The organism is Myxococcales bacterium, from assembly GCA_016720545.1.
GTDB lineage: Bacteria > Myxococcota_A > Polyangia > Polyangiales > Polyangiaceae > JAAFHV01.
In genome coordinates this window covers 155,039-173,150 of the sequence record JADKKK010000034.1, presented here as the reverse complement: position 1 = coordinate 173,150, position 18,112 = coordinate 155,039, and the positions used below count along the sequence as shown (strand labels likewise).

Below are 18,112 nucleotides of genomic sequence, written 5' to 3'. Positions count from 1 at the left end.
TCCGTGGCGGCGGAGGCGCGCGCGGCTCGCGCGGACGCGTGGTAGGCTCCGGCCATGCGAAAGCACACGATCGGATTCCTCGTTGGCGCCGCTCTCACCGCCCTGCCGGTCGTCGCGTCGGCTGCCGCAGGAGACACCCTCGCGGCGGGTGATCCGGCGAACCTGTTCGACCTCACCGACTATGTGAGCACCGATACGTCGCTCATCACGGCGATCCGCTTCTTGCCGGACGGGCGCATGCTCATCGCCCAGAAGGTGGGCGCCCTCAAGATCCGCGAGAACGACGGGTCGATACGTCAGCTCTACAGCTTCCCGGTCACCACGACCTCGGAGCAGGGCTTCATCGGCCTCGCGGTGCAGCCCGACTTCGCGACGAGCCGGCGCATCATCGTCTATTGGACGCGCACCGACGCGGCGGGCGGCTCCGTCGAGAACCGCATCAACGTCTCGTCGTTTCGGCTGAACGACGCCGACGACACGGTCGATCCGGCGAGCGAGCGCGTGCTCATTCGGGACATTACGGCGCCCGCCAACCACGACGGTGGGGGCCTGTCGTTCGGGTCCGACGGGTTCCTCTACGTGGGCGTCGGCGACAACGGCTGCAACGAGAACATCCCCGCGACGCGCCTCCACCGCAACCTGCGCTCGACCTCGTTCAACGTGGCGAACGGCAAGATCCTCCGGGTCGCGCTCGATGGCGCCATCCCGCCCTCGAATCCTTGGGTCGCCACCACGGGCTCCGTGTCCGGCAAGCCCTTCTCGTCGGGGGTGTGCGAGGTCGTGAACGGGGTGACCACCATGCCTACGACGACCGAGCCGGTGCGCAAGGACATCTTCGCGATGGGCTTCCGCAACCCGTTCCGGATCTGGACCGATCCGAAGACCAACTTCGTGTGGGTCGGCGACGTTGGGGAGACCTCTTTCGAGGAGATCGACGTCGTGACGCGGCCCGGGCAGCACTTCGGGTGGCCGTTCATCGAGGGCGAGGTCGCGGGGGGCGCGGGGCCGTGGACGGCCGCGAAGTGCACGGAGCTCACGCCCAACCCCGGCGGCTGCGTCGAGCCCGCGCACGCCTACGGGCACCTGCCGGCGAACGCGAACGGCAGCGTCACCGGCGGCCGCATCGTCGACTCCTGTCGCTTCCCGCCGGCCTGGCGAGGGAAGTACTTCTTCGCCGACTACCTGTCCCGCGAGGTCTACTCCATGGGCGTCACCCCGGGTCGTGACGGTCTCGTCGCGGGCTCGCGCGAGGTCTTCCTCACGCTCGACGGCGCGGCCGGGCAGGGGCCGACCGACATGCTCGAGGGGCCGGACGGCGCGCTCTACGTCGTGCTCTACGCGAGCGCGCCCACGGTGAGCCGCGTCGTGCGCGTCTACCCGAAGACGCCCGCGCCGGCCTCCGACTGCGTCGTCCCTGGCGCAGACGCCGGCTCCGACGGCGGTGTCGACGCCGGGCCCGACGGCGGGCGCCTCGACGGCGGGTCCGACGGCGGCGTGGTCGACAGCGGCGCGGGGGCTGACGGCGGCTGCTGCGATGGCGGAAGCGGCCCCGGACCGCTCGCTGACGCGGGCGGGGCCGACGCCGGCCAGGCCGCCGCCAAGGACACGAGCGGGTGCGGCTGCGAGACCGTCGGCGCGCCCGCGTTGGGCGCCCGCGCGGCGGTCGCGGCGTTCGGGCTCGGCGCCCTGTTCAGCGCCGCCGTGGTCCGGCGTCGTCGCCGGCGCTGATTTCCCGAAACCGCACTGCGCATAGGTGCGTAGAGCGGAGGTCATCGCGCCACCGCGCGCAACGCCCATGAGTCCTAGCGAACCTATGCAGCTCGATCCGCTCTCCCTCGTCGGGACCACCCTCGCGGACAAGTACATCGTCGAGTCCGTCGTGGGCGAGGGCGGCTTCGCCGTGGTGTACCGCGCGACCCACCAGGTGTGGAAGCGTCCGGTGGCGATCAAGGTGTTCAAGGCGCTCGGTGACGTCCCTCCGGCTCGTCGCCAGCAACTCCTCGACGACTTCGTCCGCGAAGGCGCGCTGCTCGCCGAGCTGTCCGAACGCTCGACCGCGATCGTGCAGGCCCGCGACATCGGCACGCTCGCGCTGCCGCAGGGCGACGAGGTGCCCTACATGGTGCTCGAGTGGCTCGACGGCGAGACCCTCGAGGCGGTCCTGCACCGCGAGCTGCATGACGACATCGAGCCGCGAGGGCTGCTCGACGCCGTCGTCCTCCTCGGCCCCGTCGCCGAGGCCCTCGCGCTGGCCCACCAGAAGGGCATCGCCCATCGTGACGTGAAGCCCGGGAACGTCTTCGTCGTCGGCGACGTCAACGGCGAGCATAACGTCAAGCTCCTTGACTTTGGCATCGCCAAGGTGGTCCAGGAGGCCGAGAAGGAGGGCTTCCGCAAGACGGCCGGGCAGTCGTCGTTCACGCCCCTGTATGCCGCGCCCGAGCAGTTCGACCGCTCGCTGGGGGGCACGGGGCCTTGGACCGACGTCTTCGCGCTCGCCCTCGTGCTCGTCGAGGTGCTGCTCGGGCGCGAGGCGATGCGAGGCGACTCGATCGTGCAGCTCGCGACGGTCGCGGCGGACCGCCAGCGACGGCCCAGCCCGCAGAGCCACGGGCTCCTCGTCTCCGACGACGTCGAGGCGGTGTTCCTGAAGGCCCTCGCCGTCTCGCCCGAGGCCCGCTACCAGGACGCCGGCGCGTTCTGGGTCGACCTCCGCCTCGCGCTCGACCTCGGCGCGCCGAGCGGCTTCACGCTCGCCTCCGCCAACGCCCCGGCTCCCGGCTCGGCGAGCGCGCCGCGGTCTCCGCTCTCTTCGATTCGCGGCGGTCGCGCGGGCCTCTCGGCGACGCCCTCGAGCGTCCGCGCCGATCGCACCCGCCCGTCGGGGCACACTCCGCTCGAGGTCGCCGCCACCGCCCGCGTCGAAGAGCTGTCTGCCGCGCCCGCGCCGCCCGCACCTCCTCGCGGCCGTGGGGGCTTGGTCGCCGTGGGGGCCGTCGTCGCCGTCGTCGCCGCCGTCGGGCTTGGCGTCACGCTGAAGGGGCGGAGCCCGCCCCCTCCCGGCGGGCCAGCGGTGACCGCGAGCGCCTCCGCGGCCACCGCGTCGGCTTCGGCCTCGGCGTCGGCCAGCGCCGCCCCGGCCTGTCCAACCTCGATGCTCGCCATCACGGGGGGCGACTTCTTCATGGGCAGCGACGCCGCCGACGAGCAGAAGGCGGGCGCCGACTCGAGCCCGGCCCACCCGGTGCGGCTCGGTCCTTATTGCCTCGACGAGTTCGAGGTGACCGCCGCCGAGTTCAAGGCGTGCAGCGACTCCGGCAAGTGCAAGCGGGCCACCCCCACGAACCGCTGGGACGGCATCACCGCCAAGCAACAGAAGCTCTACGACCCCATCTGCAACGCGAACGACTACGCCGGTCGCGGCGCCCACCCCATGAACTGCGTCGACTGGCAGGAGGCGCAGAACTTCTGCGTCGAGATGCGCGGCGGGCGCCTGCCGACCGAGGCCGAGTGGGAGTTCGCGGCGCGCGGCTCCGACGGTCGCATCTACCCCTGGGGCGACCAGGCGCCCGAGCCCGGCCTCCTCAACGCTTGCGGCGCCGAGTGCACCGCGTGGGGCCGCAAGAACCCGGACTACCCGAACGTCCTCGCGCCCATGTACAAGTCCGACGACGGCTTCGCGCACACCTCGCCCGTCGGTAGCTTCCCCCGCGGCAAGACGAGCCACGGCATGAAAGACATGGTCGGAAATGTCGGTGAGTGGGTCGGCGACTTCTTTGCAAATTACACAAATGCCCCGCGGCTGACCGACCCGAAGGGCCCCGACAAGGGGGCGAGCCGGGTCGTCCGCGGCGGCGGGTGGAACGCGGGGAACCCGATGTGGCTCCGCCCCACCTACCGCTTCGCCGCCGAACCGGTCGATCGTAGCCACGGCGTGGGCTTTCGCTGCGCGAAGGCGCGCTGAGCGGGCGCGCGGGGTGCTGGCTCACCACGCCGCTCGATGCACTCGCTACTCGCGGAGGTGGACGAAGCGCAGCGGCTCCGCGACGTTCTTCACCGTGGCGAAAGCAGGCTCGCCGAACCCGAACTCGGCGGTCGAGAGCCGTCGCGCAGCGGCCTCCATCACCAGGATTTGGTCCTTGGTCGCGCACCCCTGCAGCCTCGCGGTGTTGTTCATCCCGCTCGAAAAGCCCGTAAAATTCGCGTTCGGCCCGAACTGACCCACGAACAGGGGCGCGAGGTTGACGCCGCTCGCGACCCCGACGTTCGCGCCGCGGAGGCTCGTGAGGTCGGGCTCGTCGGGGAGGGCGTTCGTCATGGCGCGGATGTCGCGCGCGCACCGGAGCGCGGCCGCGAGGCGCTCCTCCGGGGCCGCGTCGTAGAAGGGCGGACCGAAGAGCGCGATGACGCAGTCACCCACCATCTTGTCGAACACGCCGCCGTGCTTCCACACGAGGTCGACCGCGCGCGTGCTCCACTGCTCGACGAACGCGGCGACGTTGGCCGGTGTGCGCAGCACCTGCTCGGACACCCGCGTGAAGCCCGAGATGTCGACGTAGAGGATGGCGACCTCGGCCTCGCGGGGCGCGAGGTAGGCCTCGGCGTAGTTCTCCGTGGAGAGCAAGCGGGCCACGTCGTCGGGGCGGAACGCGAGCGCGAGCGCCCGCCACTCTTTGTTGAAGTCGACCACGCGCTGCCGCACGAAGCCGGCGAAGCTGGCGATGAGATCGCGGTCGTACGTGTTGAACGCGCCGCGCTGGGCGGTGGCCACCACCTTCCCCACGAGGACGCCGTTCGTCAGGCCGTTGATGAGCACCTCCTCTTGGGCGCCGATCGCTCCGAAGCGATTGAGCAATTCGCGCGACTCGCCCGTGAGGCACGCGCGGCCGAGCGCGTGGAGGGCCGCGGGCTCGAGGCCCAGCCTCGCGGCTGGATCGGCGACCGCCTCCGCCCCTTCGAAGAGCTGCACGCGCAGGGTCGAGCGTTCCGCCGGCTCTTCGGAGGCGTAAAGGAGCACGAGCCGATCGAGCGGCACGGCCTGGCTCAGGACGCGGACCGCCGCGGCGAGCCCGATCGAGAGCACGCGGTGGCGCAGGGCGTTGCCGATCTCCATCATCGCGAGGTGCTTCTCGCGGGCCGCGCGAATGGCGAAGAGGTGGTTGTCGAGCAGCTCGGTCAGGACCGTGAGGCCCGCCGCCGCGCGATCGATCGCCGCGCCGTCCAGCCCGGCGGGCAGCTCGAGACCCGCGCGACCGAACCACTCGCCTGCGACGTCGATCGGCCGCGCCACGATCGTGCCCGTCGGCCCTTCGAGCCGTACGTCCTCGCGCGCGTCGTCGGCTGTACGTCGCGCGACCTCTTCGAGCTGCGACGGCGCCGCGTCGCTCGGCGAGAGGAATCGCTGGAGGGTGAGGTCCTCACCGAAGGTCTCGAAGTACAGCGCGGAGCCGCCGAGGTGCTCGCGGGCGACCGGTAGCAGGCGCGCCATCAGGTCCGAGAGGCTCTGGTGCTCCACGAGGGCGACCTCGATAGCCTCGTCCACGAGCGTTCGCAGGTCGTTCAGGGCGGTGTGCGACGGTGAGGGCATGGCGACCCAGGATGATGGCGGAAAGCGCGCCGGAGCGGAAGCTTCGTTCCGACGAACACAGCGGTCGGTGCGCGGTCAGGCGCTCGGGCCGCCGCGGCCGCCGCGGCCGCCTACGCGAAGCGCGAGGAGCAACACGAAGCTCACGCCGGAGAGTCCGAGCTGGACGGCGTGCGCGGTGATCGAGATGCTCCCGGCGAGGACCGGAGTCGTGCCCAGCGCGTCCGCCGAGAGAGAGAACGCGGCCTCGCGCGCGCCGAGCTGGCCAGGCACGAACACCGCCGCCGTGGCCGCGACGAGCTGCGCGCCGAAGGCGGCGAACGCCGCGCTCACGCGGGGCGAGGCGCCCACGACCCGCGCGATCGCCCCGAGCGCGAGCACGTTGAAGAGCATGCCCACCCCGAGCAGCGCGCTCTGCAGCGGTGCCAAGAGAGGTCCGCGCGCGCTCTCGCCGCGGAAGCGCTCTAGAGGTCCAGCGAGGCGCGGCCACCGGCGGCCGAGCCAGCCCATCAGGCGCGTGGACCGCACGAGCGCGCGCAGCCCCACGCCGAGGGCGATGAGGCCTGCCCCGTTGCCCACGAGCAGGGCGCGCAGCGGCACCTCCGCGCTCGGACGCACGAAGACCGCGCACACGAGGCTGAGCCCGCCAACGGAGACGAACGTGGCCGCCTGGAGGGCCGCGCCCGAGGCGGCGGCGGAGGCCGGAGGGACGCCAAGAGGGTAGAGGAGCGCGGCCTTGGTCGCCTCCGCGGCCGGGCGGGGGAGCGGAAATACCTGCCCCACGCCATAGGTGACGACGTGGATGACGTAGAGGCGGCCCAAGGGCACGCGCGCGCCCGCGGACCCGAGCGCGTGTCGCGTGGCGAGCGTCTCGCAGCCGATCTTGGCGAGCTCGCAGGCGAGGCACACCGGCAGCGCCGCCGCCGCCGGCGCGAGCGCGCGAGCGAGCTCTCCGGGGCCGAGGCGCGACACCGTCCACGCGCTGAGGGCGAGCCCGACGAGCGCCCCCAGGAGCTTGAGGGCCAGCGTCGCGAAGGGGCGTGGCGGCGGGCTCGGCACGCGCCCAGTAGTGCATCAATTCGTGGGCGACGCCCGCGGAAACGCGCCGCTAGCTCGTGGGGCGAACGAGGCGCTGGCGAAGCTCGGCGAGGTCGTCCTCGCGCAGGGTGAAGTCCCACGGCTCGTCGAGCTCGACCCGCTCGCTCTCCTCGCCGAGCACGATGCGCACGACCTCCCCGTCGGGGAAACGCAGCTCGAGGCCGCTTCGACCGCGCGCGTCGTGCGTCAGCGAGACGGGCCTCGTCGACACACGCCCGGGTGGCGCGGAGAGGACGCCCTCGGGGCCGGCGATGCGCAGGCGCTCGGCCTCGAGCGAGAGTCGCGTGCCCCCGGCGTCGCCATGGAGCAGCGTGAACCGAAGGAACCCGAGGGTCGTCAGGCCGACGAGGCCGAGCACCGAGAATGTGTAGACTGCACTAAAGAGCGGCGAGCTCACGACCCGCGCGAAGATGGGGTCGGGCGTGCACCACGCGAGGCCTCCGAGGGCGCCGACGAGGGTCATCGCGCAGGCCACGTACGCCGGACCCACCCGCCGGCGCGCGACGCCTGGGCCCGGGCGCGACCCGAGCGCGAAGCTGAGCTTGGGGACGTCGCCCGTGCGGTAGGCCGCAGTACCTCGGGCGCTCATGCGTCGATGATAGGGCCAGGCCGGCTCCTGTCGAGCGCGGTCGGTCGGCCTTGCTCCGCGCGGCGCTCCAGCCTAAGACCTGGGTCCATGAGAGCCACCTGGGTAGCCCCCCGCGAAGGTCAGCCGAACGTCACTCAGATGCACTACGCCCGCCAGGGCATCGTGACCGAGGAGATGCACTTCGTGGCGACGCGCGAGCGGGTGCTCCCCGAGCTCGTTCGCGCCGAGGTCGCGCGAGGCCGGCTGGTCATCCCCGCGAACATCCGGCACGTGCGCCTCGAGCCCATGGGGATCGGCATCGCGCTCTCGTGCAAGGTGAACGCGAACATCGGGAACAGCGCGGTCACCGGCAACGCCGAGGGCGAGCTGCGCAAGCTCTCGATCTGTATGAAGTACGGCGCCGACACGGTCATGGACCTGTCGACGGGCGGCGACATCGACGGCATCCGCCGCGCGCTCGTGGCCGAGTCGGTCGTGCCGCTCGGCACCGTGCCGATCTACCAGGCGCTCCAGAATCGAAAGACCGTGAAGGAGCTCTCGGCGGCGGACCTCATCGACATGCTCGAGCACCAGGCGCAGCAGGGCGTCGACTACTTCACGATCCACGCGGGCGTGCTGGTCGAGCACCTGCCCCTCGTGAAGGATCGCATCACGGGCATCGTGTCGCGCGGCGGCTCGATCATGGCCCAGTGGATGCTCGAGCACCACAAGCAGAACCCGTTCTACACCCACTGGGACAAGGTCCTCGAGATCTGCGCGCGGTACGACGTCACCATCTCGGCGGGCGACGGGCTCCGGCCGGGCTGCCTCGCCGACGCGAGCGACGCCGCGCAGTTCGCCGAGCTCGCCACCCTCGGCGAGCTCACGAAGCGCGCGTGGGAGCGCGACGTGCAGGTGATGATCGAGGGCCCCGGCCACGTGCCCTTCGACCAGATCGAGATGAACGTGAAGAAGGAGATGGAGGTCTGCCACGAGGCGCCGTTCTACGTGCTCGGTCCGCTCGTGACCGACATCGCGCCCGGCTACGACCACATCACGAGCGCCATCGGCGCGACGATGGCGGGCTACGCCGGCGCCGCGATGCTCTGCTACGTGACCCCGAAGGAGCACCTCGGCCTCCCGGACGAGGACGACGTCCGCCAAGGGCTCATCGCCTACAAGATCGCCGCGCACGCCGCCGACGTCGCCCGCCACAGGCCGGGCGCGCGCGACCGCGACGACGCCCTCTCGCGGGCGCGCTACGCCTTCGACTGGAAGGAGCAGTTTCGCCTCTCGCTCGACCCCGAGACGGCCCAGTCGATGCACGACGCGACCCTGCCCGAGGAGTACTTCAAGACCGCCGAGTTCTGCAGCATGTGCGGGCCGAAGTTCTGCTCCATGCACATCAACCGCGAGGTCGAGGCCTACAACAAGAAGCTCGACGAGGACACGCGCGGCGGGAAGCGCACCCTCGAGCAGTTCTCGCCTCGGTGAAGCGACTGGTCACGTACGGGCGCGCTGGGGCGGAGCTGCTTCGTACCTCGCCAGTGGCGCGCCTGCGGGCCGAGATCGCGCTCGCCGTCTGTTTCGTCGCCTGCGGTCGAGCCTCGCCGACCGCGAACGTGCCCGACACGTCGCCCGGCCTCCCTCGTGGCACTCTCGCGAGCGACGCCGGGCTCGAGCGCGCGCCTGAGCTCGTGGAACTCTGGAAGCGGGCCGCCGAGGGGGTCGAGGAGGACCTGATGCGCCTCGGCCAGACGGAGGGCGCCGCGGGCCTGGCCGAGGGCGCGACGACCCCGGCGACGCGCCTGCTGGCGGCGCGGGCCATGCCTCACTCGCACGGCCTCGCGGGGCTCGCGTGGCTGGGGGAGCGCGCGGCCACCGACGACGTCGAGATCGCGCGTGAGGCCGCCCACTCGGCCGTGGCGATCGCAGCGCGCGGACGCGACCAGCTCGATCCGGAGGACGCCGAGGAAATGCGTGCAGGATGCAAGTATCTCCTCGCCGCCGCCCGCGACGAGCGCCGCGATCGGGAGGTGCGCATCGACGCCGTGCGGGCCGTCAGGCTGCTCCTCGACCGCGGCTGCGCGAAGAACGAAGAGGTCCCCACCGCTCTCGACCTCAAGCAGACCTCAAGCCCCTGAGCGGTCGGTCCTCGAGGCCCCCTTCAGAGCGCGAGGGCGCCGACGACTGCGTCGAGATCGCAGGCGATCTCGAGGGGGCGGTTGGGGCTCACGCCGTCTCCGACACCCCGGGGCAGGGTCCCCTCGTGTGTGGCCACCTTGAGCTCCGTGAACTTCAGCGCGTTCGCGGTGGAGACCACGACGACGCGATCGGAGCTCGCGATGACCCCGCGCTCGCGGAGCTTGCGGGCTGCGACCAGCGCGACCGCCGTGTGCGGGCACACGTAGAGGCCGCTGCGATCGGCGCGATCGGCCTCGGCCGCCAGCTCGGCCTCGGTCGCGTCCTCCGCGACGCCGCGCATGGCCTCGAGCGCTGCCACCGCGCGGGGCGCGCTCACGGGGGCGCCGATGCGGATCGCGGAGGCCAGCGTGTCCCCGGCCTTCACGGGGGTCACTGTGCGCGCGCCCTCACGGAAGGCGCGCACCATGGGGTTGGCGGCCGCCGCCTGGGCCACGCAGAGCCGAGGCGTGCGGTCGACGAGCCCCAGCCGGTGGAGCATCCCGAACCCGGCGTGGAGCGCCGCCGCGTTCCCCAGGTTGCCGCTCGGCAGCACGACCCAGTCGGGGACGCTCCAGCCGAGCTGCCGCGCGAGCTCGAACGCGACGGTCTTCTGACCCTCGATGCGCAGCGGGTTCATGCTGTTCGCGAGGTAGACGAGCCCGCGCCGCGACAGCTCGCTGACGAGCGCCATGCACCCGTCGAAGTCGGTGTCGATCGCGAGCACCTTGGCCCCGTGCGCGAGCGGCTGCACGAGCTGGGCGGTGGAGACCTTGCCGCGCGGCAGGAGCACGACGACGGGCACTCCCGCCGCGGCGCCGTAGGCAGCGAGCGCGGCGGAGGTGTCTCCGGTGCTCGCGCAGGCCACGGCCCGCGCGGTGAGCGCCCCTGCGGCCTGTCCGGAGACGACCGCGCTCACGAGGACGGTCATGCCGAGGTCTTTGAAAGAGCCCGAGTGCGAGGTCCCACACTGCTTCACGTAGAGGTCGGGGAGGCCTATGGCTGCGCCGTAGCGCGCGGCGTGAACGAGCGGCGTCTTGCCCTCGCCAAGCGTCACGACGTGCGCAGGCGCGATGCCGGGCAGCACCCACTCGCGGAAGCCCCACACGCCGGAGCCGTCGAGCCCGAGGCCGGCGCCCGCGCGAGCGTCGAAGAGCTCCCGCCACTCCGCGGCGGGACGCGCGGCCAGCGCATCCTCGTCGTGCACGACCTCCAGCAGGCCGTGGCAGGTCGCGCAGCGCGGCTCGGCGAGCGTGAGCGGCAGCCGCCCGCTGCACCCCGCGAAGCAGCGAACGTGGGCCTCGGCCTTCAGGGTAGTCAATGGGGCTTCCTACTTCGGCACGCACCGCAGGACGCGCGGGTTGTCGGGCGCGGGCGCGCACCGCTCGGAGCTCGGGCAGTCGGAGTCGAGGCAGCACACGTCGCGACACACTCGGCTCGTGGTGGAGCCGTCAGGTTGGCCGTTCGCCTCGAGCTCGCACTGCGTGCTCGCGCAGTCGTCGCCGGTGGTGCACGGGGCCTTCGCGGGGGCCCGCGCGCCGGTGGGGAGGCAATGCTGGACGATGTCGGTGCCGTTCGGGCCGGCGAAGTTCCAAATACACGAGTTTCCCGCGCCGCACTGCGCGCTGGCGCAGCACCGCACGCCGCACGCGGTCTGGCCGATGCAGTAGTTCGAGCGGCAGTTGGAGTTGCCGCTGCAGGCGCCGCCCGCGTCTTTCGCCACGGTGCTCGGCGGGTTGGCGCACACGAAGCCCGTGTACTTGGACGAGAGCGTGCGAACGTTGCAGGTGCCGCCTGCGCAGTCGCCGTCGGCGCAGCAGGAGTCGATGCAGCGCTTGCCGCCGCTCCCGCCGAGATCCGCGCAGAGACCGCTGCGGCAGTCGGTGTTGGTGCCGCACGACGTGCCGCCCTTCGCGCCGCCCGACGGCGGCAGGCTGCGGTCCGGGGCGAGCGCGGCCGCCGCGACGCAGTAGCTGCCCCCCGAGCCGGGCGCGAGGCACGCGAACCCCGCCGCGCATTGCTCGGACGTGCAGCAAATCTTCGTGCACACGGGGCCCGACGTCTGGGCCGCTTGGCCGAGCAGGCCCTCCGTGCCGCAGAGGAGCCCTGCGGCGCACTCCTTGTCGAGGCGGCAGGCGCCGCCGAGCTGCGCCGGGCCGACGGCCGAGTCGCGGCGATCGGGCCCCGCGTCCACGATCGGGGGCTCGAGGGTGTCGGGGACGTTGGCGTCCTCGGGCGGGGGAGGCGGCGGCGGGGCCGTGTCTTTCGGGTTCCCCACCACGCAGGTCCCGCCGCTGCAGAACTGGCCCGTGGGGCACGCGCCGGCGGCGCCCTCTTGGCACACGTAGGGCGGCGGCTCCGTGGGCACGATGAGCTGGCACCCGAACGCGGCGCCCAGCAGGCTCACGATTGCGCCGGTGATCCAGAGGCGGGCCCGCTGATTTGGGCGGAGCGAGAGCTTCTTCATGGCCACCCCGTCACGAGCATGACGCCGCCGCCGGACCGGTCGACCATCGGCGCGAGCCCGACCTTCTGAGGGCTCGCGAGGACCTTTGGCCGCGCAAAATAGAGCACGGCGGCCGCGGCGACGCCCACGATCCCTACGGCGAAGCCAACGTCGGAGACGACCGCGGAGGTGTGCGCCGCGTCGCTCTTCGCGACGAGGTCGGCGTAGCTACCGTCGCGCCCCGTCGTGAAGCCCGCGCCCGGGCGCTCCGCGAGCGCCTTGAACCCGAAGATCGCGCCGACGGCGAGCCCGACCAGGCCCACACCCGCGGCCCCGAGGGTGGCGCCGTCGACGCGGCCTCGCGGGGGTGGCCCTTGAGGCGTCTCCTTGGGCGGCGGGGGCTCGACGATCGCGGGCGGCTCGTTCTTCTTCTGGTCTTCGAGCTGCTTTTTGGCGCCCTCGAGCCGGAGGATGATGGCGTCCGCGCGAGACTTCTCGGCGTCGGTGACGTCGGCCATTTCACGGTATCCGCGGAACTGTTCGAGCGCCTCGTCGAAGAGCGCGAGCTTCTCGTCCACGATTCCGAGGTTGAACACGAGCTCTTTCGACGTGGGGTCGAGCCGCTTCGCCTCCAGCAGCTCGAGCCGAGCGTCGCGGTAGTTGCCCTGACCATAGAGCTCGCGGGCCTTGGCGAAGTGGCGCTGTGCCTCGGCGTGCGCGCCCTCCTCGAGGCTCTGCGCGCTCGCCGGGCGGCTGAGCAGGGAGGGCGCCGCGGCTCCGAGGGTGAGCGCGAGCCAGACGAACCAGCCTCCGGGGCGGACCTGACGAACCATAAGCAGAGAGAGTCTAGCCGAACTCGGCGCGCGACGCGCTCAGAACCGCTCAGGTGTAAGGAGCGGGGGTCTGGGGCGTTGAGGCGACATGGAGGTCGTCATGTCTCGTCCCAGGTCGTGTGGCAGGTCGTCTCGCAGGTCGTCTCGCGCGGTGGCGTCGCTCGCGGCGGCCGCCGTCGCGGCCTGCGCCTCGCTTTGGAGCGCGCCCTCGCGCGCCGAGGAGCCCGTCGTCGTCGCGGGGCAATACGCGTCGCCCCCCGGTCGCGCCCCGCTCGCCGTGGTCGACGAGCCAGATCGGGGGGAGCGCTACGAGCTCACCGAGCCGGAGATCGTGCACAAGCGCGCGCCCGTGCGGATCGCCCTCGGGCCGTCGTTCCTGACCACCGGCAAGGGGCTCGGCGTTGGGCTGGGGGTCGGGCTCGAGCTCGGCTCGGGCAGGGTGGGCGGTCGCATCTCCGCGACCTGGCTGCGCGGCGAGGGCACACGGTCGGGCGTCGTCACCCCCACCGGCGACGCGGTCGGGCACTACGTGGGCGAGCTCACGCTCGACCTGCTGAAGCGCGGATCGATCCACCCGGTGGTAGCTGTGGGTGGAGGTGTGCTCCATGTGTCGCGGCCCGACGTGAGCGGCGTGGTGGCCGTCGGCACGGTGCGCGCTTCCCTCGAGTACTTCGCCCCGATCGACGAGGCCGACCTCCGGATCGGCGTCGACGCCACAGGCGGTCTCGCGGGCCCGGGCGACGACGCGCTGCGCGACGTGCGCGGCTACGGGCTATTTGGTGTGCACGCGGCCCTGGGCTTCTGAGCCGAAGGGCGACGTCGGGTGTCAGCGCGCGTGGCCCGTCGCGGGTCGTCGCGCCTGTTGCGGCGGTCGGGCCTCTTGGGTACTGCTTCCGCATGGCGCTGGAAGACGACGTTCGAGACCTCTGCACCCGCGCGCGCCGCGCCGCCCGCGCGCTCGCGCCTCGGCCGACCGCGGCGAAGGACGCAGGGCTCGCAGCGCTCGCGGCTGGGCTCCGCGCGGGCGCGGCCGAGGTGCTTCGCGCGAACGCCGAGGACCTCCGCCTCGCCGAGGCGCGCGGGATGGCCTCGGCCATGCTCGATCGCCTGCGGCTCGACGAGGCGCGCGTCGCGGCCGTCGCGGCCAGCGTCGACGAGGTTCGCGCGCTCCCCGATCCGGTGGGCGAGCTCATCTCGGAGTCGGTTCGGCCAAGTGGCCTCCGCGTCCGGCGGATCCGCGTGCCGATCGGCGTCGTGGCGATGATCTACGAGGCGCGGCCCAACGTGACGATCGAGGCGAGCGCCCTCACGCTGAAGAGCGGCAACGCGATCGTGCTGCGCGGCGGCTCCGAGGCGATCCACACGAACCGCGCGCTCGCGGCGGTGGTCTCCGAGGCGCTCCGCGAGGCCGAGCTGCCCGTCGACGCCGTGCAGCTCGTCCCGTTCACCGATCGCGACGCCGTGCGGGCGCTCGTGCAGCAGTCCGACACCGTCGATCTCGCGATCCCGCGGGGCGGTGAGTCGCTGATTCGCTTCGTCACCGAGCACGCCCGCGTGCCGGTCGTGCAGCACTACAAGGGCGTCTGCCATGTCTTCCTCGACGCGGGGTGTGACCTCGCGCATGCGCTCGCGATCGTCGAGAACGCGAAGCTGCAGCGGCCGGGCGTGTGCAACGCGCTCGAGTGCCTGCTCGTGGCCGAGAGCGACGCGGCGCGCCTGCTGCCGGCGATCGCGGACCACCTCGCGAGCCGCGGGTGCCAACTCCGCGGGTGCGAGCGCGCGCGCGCGATCGTGCCGCCGATGACACCCGCCACGGAGGCGGACTGGGGCGCCGAGTTCCTCGACCGCGTGCTCGCCGTTCGCGTCGTCGACGGGCTCGATGGCGCCCTCGCGCACATCGCACGCTACGGCTCCGGTCACACGGAGGCGATCGTCACGCCCAGCGAGGCGAGCGCGGCGCGGTTTCGCCTCGAGGTCGACGCGGCGTGCGTGGCGATCAACGCTTCGACGCGTTTTCATGATGGTGGTCAGATGGGGCTGGGCGCCGAGATCGGCATCGCGACGAGCCGGCTCCACTGGCGCGGGCCGATGGGGCTCGAGTCGCTCACGACCATGAAGTGGCTGCTCGAAGGCCAGGGCCACGTCCGAGGTTGACGGCGGGCGAGCTTTCCGTCGAGCATCACGACTCGCGCACCCGCGCATGCCAGCATGCGCGGTCGCGCCATTACGAACGATCAGGAGACCTCTTTGGCTTCGACAAAAAAACCGACCAAGGCCGCCACCCCGGCTGCAAAGCCCCGCGCCGCCTCGGACACCCGTGACGTCCCGAAGCCCGCGGCCGAGCGCCCGCGCCTCCGCTCCTCCCATGGCGGAGCGGCTCCGTCGAAGCCCGCCAAGCCAGCGAAGCGTGCGGCGCCGGCCGCGCCGAAGCGCACCTCGCTCACCTCGCTCACCTCGCGCACCTCGCCAACCGCGCCGAAGCGGGCCGCCGCCTCGCGCGTGAAGGCGACCGTGGCGGGCGTCACCAAGGCGGCGACGGAACCCGCTCGCGCCACCGCAGAGGCCGCTCCGAAGAGCCGTCGCCCGCGCATTGCGGGCGCGGCACCGCCGGCCGTGGGCTCCGCGAGCGACGACGCGCGCGAGGTCGCGGTCGCCATCGCGGTGGCGGCTCTCGACAAGAAGGCCCACGCGCTCGAGATCTTGGACGTCTCCGGGAAGGTCGACTACGCCGACTTCCTCGTGCTGATGTCCGGGAAGAGCGATCGGCAGGTGTCGGCGCTCGCGCAGGGCATCGAGGACGCGCTCCGACGCAAGGGGCGGCACGCGCTCTCCATCGAAGGGCTGCCCCACGCCGTGTGGGTGCTCATGGACTTCGGTGACGTCGTGGTGCACGTCTTCCAGGAAGACTCGCGCCAGCTATACGACCTCGATGGCCTGTGGATGGACGCGCGCCGAATCCCGCTGCCTTCCGAGCCCGCGCGCGCCTGAGCGCGCGGCCGGTCGCCACAGGGGACCAGGTGAGTCGGCGCGGGCCTCGAGCGCCCGAGCTCGCTCCGCGGGCGCCTCTGGGGGCGTCTCAGGGGCGCGCGAGCGCTGTCGTGATCGCCGTGACGATCTCGGGCGATTCGGGATCAACCCCGTCGCCGAAGCGCTCGATCACCTTGCCGTCCTTGCCGACGAGGAACTTCACGAAGTTCCACTCGATCTCGCCGCCCGCGGTCGGCTGCGCCTTCAGCCACTTGTAAATGGGGTGAGCGGTCGGCCCATTCACCATGGTCTTCTCGAACATGGGGAACTCGACCTGGTAGGTCTTCTCGCAGAAGTCCTTGATGTCCTGAGCGGTCCCCGGCTCTTGCTCGCCGAACTCGTTGCTCGGGAACCCGAGCACGACGAAGCCGCGCGCGCGGTAGGTGCTGTAGAGGTTCTGCAGCCCTTCGTACTGAGGCGTGTTCCCGCAGAACGAGGCGACGTTCACGAACAACGCGACCTTGCCGCGGTAGTCGCACATCGAGACGGTCTTGTTGAGCACCAGCGTGGTCGCGGACAGCTCGTAGAGCTCGCCGGGCTTGGCGGCCGGGACGCAGGCCCCCGGGGGTGGGGCGGGCGGCTCGGTGGTGCCCGTGGGCTTCGTCGACGGCGTCGGGGTAGGGGTGGATGGGGTGGGGGCGGTGCCCGAGCCGGTGCCCGTGGCGGTCGCGGTCGCGCTCGCCGCGGGCGTGGGGCCCTGCGAAGGCTGCGTGGTGACGGAGCACGCGGCGCCGGCGAGCACCGCGGTCGCGGCGGCGGCGTGGAGAGCTTGGCGGAAGGCTTGGCGCATGGTGGCTCCTGGTCGTGTCGTCGCGTGTGTCGGCTCTACGCACCGTAGCCAACGGCGGATCGCCCCGCAAGACGCCCCCCCGCCGCTCGGTCCGTGCCGGACGCGCGGCGTCGTGCGACGATGCGCGCATGTGCGAGCTCCTGGGCATGGAGTGCAACGTGCCGACCGACATCGTCTTTTCGTTCTCGGGGCTCGCCCTGCGTGGAGGCCTCCGTGGTCCGCACTCGGACGGGTGGGGCCTCGCGCTCTATGAGGGGAAGGCGGTCCGCACGTTCCTCGAGCCGGAGGCCGCGGCGCGCTCGCCGCTCGCCGACTTCGTGCGCAACCACCCAGTGAAGACCCTCCTCGCGGTCGCCCACGTGCGGCTGAAGACCCGTGGCAAGGCGACGCTCGAGAACACCCACCCTTTCGTCCGCGAGCTATGGGGTCGCAGCTGGACCTTCGCGCACAACGGCACGGTGCGGGGCGCCGGCAGGCTGCCGCTCGGGCGCTTCCGGCCCGTCGGCAACACGGACAGCGAGCGCGCGTTCTGCGCGATCCTCGCGCGGCTCGAGGCGCGGTTCTCGGAGTACCCCCGCTCGCGCGAAGGTAAGCGCGCGCTCTGGCAGGCCGTCACGGACGCCGGCGCCGAGGTGGGCGCCCGCGGGTCGTTCAACTTCCTCCTCGCCGACGGTCAGCACCTCTTCGCGCGCTGCGCGACCAAGCTGCACCACATCGTGCGGCGCGCACCCTTCGGCGCAGCGACGCTCGCGGACGACGAGCTGCGCGTCGACTTCGCCGAGGTGACCACTCCGACCGATCGCGTCGCGGTGATCGCGACGGCGCCGCTCACCCGCGACGAGGTGTGGACCGCCGGCGCGCCCGGCGATCTCTGGGTGTTCCGTCGCGGCGCGCTGCGCGCGACGCTGAGGGCGTGAGCCGTGGTCCGCGCGAACCGCGCAGGTGCCCGCCCTCGCCCCCGCGCCGCCGCGGAGACCGAGGCCGACGCGGCGCTCGCGGCGCTCCGCGGGCTCTACGGCCGGGTGGACGCGCTCCTCGCGGACACGACCTGCGACGCGAGCACCGAGTGCTGTCGCTTCGGCGTGACGGGCCGCGAGCCCTACGTGACCCCTCTCGAGCTCGCGGAGCTCCTCCGCGCGGTGCGCGCCGTCGGCGGGCTCCCGAAGCGCCGCGGGCTGCCGCTCGCCCGCGAGGCCGCCGGCCAGGCGTGGTGCCCGCTGCTGGGCGACGATGGCCGCTGCCGCGTGTACGCCGCCCGCCCGCTCGGGTGCCGCACGTTCTTCTGCTCGCGCGCTTCACGGCCGGGGAAGGCTCCGCGGGACGAGGTGCGTGCGCTCCTCGTCGAGCTGTCCGCCCTCTCCGAGCGCTTCGACCCTCGCGGCGGGCGAGGCGCGCCCCTCACCCAGGCCCCGGCCCTGCGTGAGGTCCTGAAGCGCGCGGGCCGCTAGTCTCCTGGAAGCGTGATCCCTTCCAGAAGTCGCGCGGCTCGGCCTTTCGCCACAAGGGAGCGAGGGGGTGTCCCGTTTTCGGCGGCGGTGGGAGGATACTCATGTTCGAGGGTCGGCGTTCTCGCGCGGTCACCCCC

General features: G+C 72.4%; 16 protein-coding genes. 9 read left to right on the top strand and 7 right to left on the bottom strand.

Annotated elements, in window-relative coordinates; genetic code table 11:
- Positions 1 to 54: 54 nt before the first annotated feature.
- Positions 55 to 1,728: a PQQ-dependent sugar dehydrogenase gene (locus IPQ09_27450; GenBank protein ID MBL0197884.1), complete on the top strand. Its 1,674-nt coding sequence runs from the start codon at positions 55 to 57 to the stop codon at positions 1,726 to 1,728.
- Positions 1,729 to 1,795: 67 nt separating this feature from the next.
- Positions 1,796 to 3,964: an SUMF1/EgtB/PvdO family nonheme iron enzyme gene (locus IPQ09_27445; GenBank protein ID MBL0197883.1), complete on the top strand. Its 2,169-nt coding sequence runs from the start codon at positions 1,796 to 1,798 to the stop codon at positions 3,962 to 3,964.
- Between the two features lie 45 nt (positions 3,965 to 4,009).
- Here the strand turns inward: IPQ09_27445 and IPQ09_27440 are convergent, their stop codons facing one another.
- The 3 genes from IPQ09_27440 to IPQ09_27430 form a co-directional block, all read right to left on the bottom strand.
- A complete protein-coding gene (locus IPQ09_27440; GenBank protein ID MBL0197882.1) occupies positions 4,010 to 5,587 on the bottom strand; it encodes an adenylate/guanylate cyclase domain-containing protein in 1,578 nt (525 codons plus the stop codon).
- A 75-nt stretch (positions 5,588 to 5,662) separates the two neighbouring features.
- The gene (locus tag IPQ09_27435; GenBank protein MBL0197881.1) at positions 5,663 to 6,643 is read right to left on the bottom strand and encodes a flippase-like domain-containing protein; all 981 of its coding nucleotides are present in this window, start codon (positions 6,641 to 6,643) and stop codon (positions 5,663 to 5,665) included.
- A 49-nt stretch (positions 6,644 to 6,692) separates the two neighbouring features.
- On the bottom strand, positions 6,693 to 7,271 hold the full coding sequence (locus IPQ09_27430; protein ID MBL0197880.1) for a hypothetical protein: 579 nt from the start codon (positions 7,269 to 7,271) through the stop codon (positions 6,693 to 6,695).
- An 87-nt stretch (positions 7,272 to 7,358) separates the two neighbouring features.
- Between IPQ09_27430 and thiC the strand changes: the two genes are divergently transcribed.
- Together thiC and IPQ09_27420 are read left to right on the top strand one after the other, a co-directional pair.
- Entirely contained in the window at positions 7,359 to 8,744 is a 1,386-nt protein-coding gene (gene thiC, locus IPQ09_27425) for a phosphomethylpyrimidine synthase ThiC (GenBank protein ID MBL0197879.1), read from the top strand.
- Positions 8,741 to 9,394, top strand: coding sequence for a hypothetical protein (locus IPQ09_27420; protein ID MBL0197878.1), 654 nt, complete (start codon positions 8,741 to 8,743; stop codon positions 9,392 to 9,394). Before thiC ends, IPQ09_27420 begins: the two co-directional genes overlap by 4 nt.
- A gap of 23 nt (positions 9,395 to 9,417) precedes the next feature.
- Here the strand turns inward: IPQ09_27420 and thrC are convergent, their stop codons facing one another.
- The 3 genes from thrC to IPQ09_27405 are packed head-to-tail and all read right to left on the bottom strand — an operon-like array spanning position 9,418 to position 12,710.
- Entirely contained in the window at positions 9,418 to 10,743 is a 1,326-nt protein-coding gene (thrC, locus tag IPQ09_27415; GenBank protein MBL0197877.1) for a threonine synthase, read from the bottom strand.
- A gap of 18 nt (positions 10,744 to 10,761) precedes the next feature.
- Positions 10,762 to 11,898, bottom strand: coding sequence for a hypothetical protein (locus tag IPQ09_27410; GenBank protein MBL0197876.1), 1,137 nt, complete (start codon positions 11,896 to 11,898; stop codon positions 10,762 to 10,764).
- Complete coding sequence (locus IPQ09_27405) at positions 11,895 to 12,710, bottom strand: tetratricopeptide repeat protein (GenBank protein ID MBL0197875.1); 816 nt, start codon at positions 12,708 to 12,710, stop codon at positions 11,895 to 11,897. Before IPQ09_27405 ends, IPQ09_27410 begins: the two co-directional genes overlap by 4 nt.
- 151 nt (positions 12,711 to 12,861) lie before the next feature.
- Between IPQ09_27405 and IPQ09_27400 the strand changes: the two genes are divergently transcribed.
- The 3 genes from IPQ09_27400 to rsfS all read left to right on the top strand — a co-directional run bounded on the left by IPQ09_27400 (position 12,862) and on the right by rsfS (position 15,698).
- Complete coding sequence (locus IPQ09_27400; protein MBL0197874.1) at positions 12,862 to 13,515, top strand: hypothetical protein; 654 nt, start codon at positions 12,862 to 12,864, stop codon at positions 13,513 to 13,515.
- A 92-nt stretch (positions 13,516 to 13,607) separates the two neighbouring features.
- Entirely contained in the window at positions 13,608 to 14,864 is a 1,257-nt protein-coding gene (locus IPQ09_27395) for a glutamate-5-semialdehyde dehydrogenase (protein ID MBL0197873.1), read from the top strand.
- Between the two features lie 54 nt (positions 14,865 to 14,918).
- Positions 14,919 to 15,698: a ribosome silencing factor gene (rsfS, locus tag IPQ09_27390; protein MBL0197872.1), complete on the top strand. Its 780-nt coding sequence runs from the start codon at positions 14,919 to 14,921 to the stop codon at positions 15,696 to 15,698.
- Positions 15,699 to 15,786: 88 nt separating this feature from the next.
- On the opposite strand, the gene IPQ09_27385 is transcribed toward rsfS, so the two are convergent.
- On the bottom strand, positions 15,787 to 16,527 hold the full coding sequence (locus IPQ09_27385) for a glutathione peroxidase (GenBank protein ID MBL0197871.1): 741 nt from the start codon (positions 16,525 to 16,527) through the stop codon (positions 15,787 to 15,789).
- A 128-nt stretch (positions 16,528 to 16,655) separates the two neighbouring features.
- Here IPQ09_27385 and IPQ09_27380 point away from each other — a divergent pair, with 128 nt between their 5' ends.
- Both IPQ09_27380 and IPQ09_27375 read left to right on the top strand, forming a co-directional pair.
- Positions 16,656 to 17,444, top strand: a complete 789-nt coding sequence (locus IPQ09_27380) for a class II glutamine amidotransferase (GenBank protein ID MBL0197870.1) — start codon at positions 16,656 to 16,658, stop codon at positions 17,442 to 17,444.
- Positions 17,445 to 17,447: 3 nt separating this feature from the next.
- Positions 17,448 to 17,975: a YkgJ family cysteine cluster protein gene (locus tag IPQ09_27375; GenBank protein MBL0197869.1), complete on the top strand. Its 528-nt coding sequence runs from the start codon at positions 17,448 to 17,450 to the stop codon at positions 17,973 to 17,975.
- Positions 17,976 to 18,112 lie beyond the last annotated feature (137 nt).

Coding starts and splice junctions, on each gene's coding strand:
- IPQ09_27450 (MBL0197884.1), top strand. CDS start 55: ATGCGAAAGCACACGATCGGATTCCTCGTTGGCGCCGCTCTCACCGCC.
- IPQ09_27445 (MBL0197883.1), top strand. CDS start 1,796: ATGAGTCCTAGCGAACCTATGCAGCTCGATCCGCTCTCCCTCGTCGGG.
- IPQ09_27440 (MBL0197882.1), bottom strand. CDS start 5,587: ATGCCCTCACCGTCGCACACCGCCCTGAACGACCTGCGAACGCTCGTG.
- IPQ09_27430 (MBL0197880.1), bottom strand. CDS start 7,271: ATGAGCGCCCGAGGTACTGCGGCCTACCGCACGGGCGACGTCCCCAAG.
- thiC (MBL0197879.1), top strand. CDS start 7,359: ATGAGAGCCACCTGGGTAGCCCCCCGCGAAGGTCAGCCGAACGTCACT.
- IPQ09_27410 (MBL0197876.1), bottom strand. CDS start 11,898: ATGAAGAAGCTCTCGCTCCGCCCAAATCAGCGGGCCCGCCTCTGGATC.
- IPQ09_27405 (MBL0197875.1), bottom strand. CDS start 12,710: ATGGTTCGTCAGGTCCGCCCCGGAGGCTGGTTCGTCTGGCTCGCGCTC.
- IPQ09_27395 (MBL0197873.1), top strand. CDS start 13,608: ATGGCGCTGGAAGACGACGTTCGAGACCTCTGCACCCGCGCGCGCCGC.
- rsfS (MBL0197872.1), top strand. CDS start 14,919: ATGCGCGGTCGCGCCATTACGAACGATCAGGAGACCTCTTTGGCTTCG.
- IPQ09_27385 (MBL0197871.1), bottom strand. CDS start 16,527: ATGCGCCAAGCCTTCCGCCAAGCTCTCCACGCCGCCGCCGCGACCGCG.
- IPQ09_27380 (MBL0197870.1), top strand. CDS start 16,656: ATGTGCGAGCTCCTGGGCATGGAGTGCAACGTGCCGACCGACATCGTC.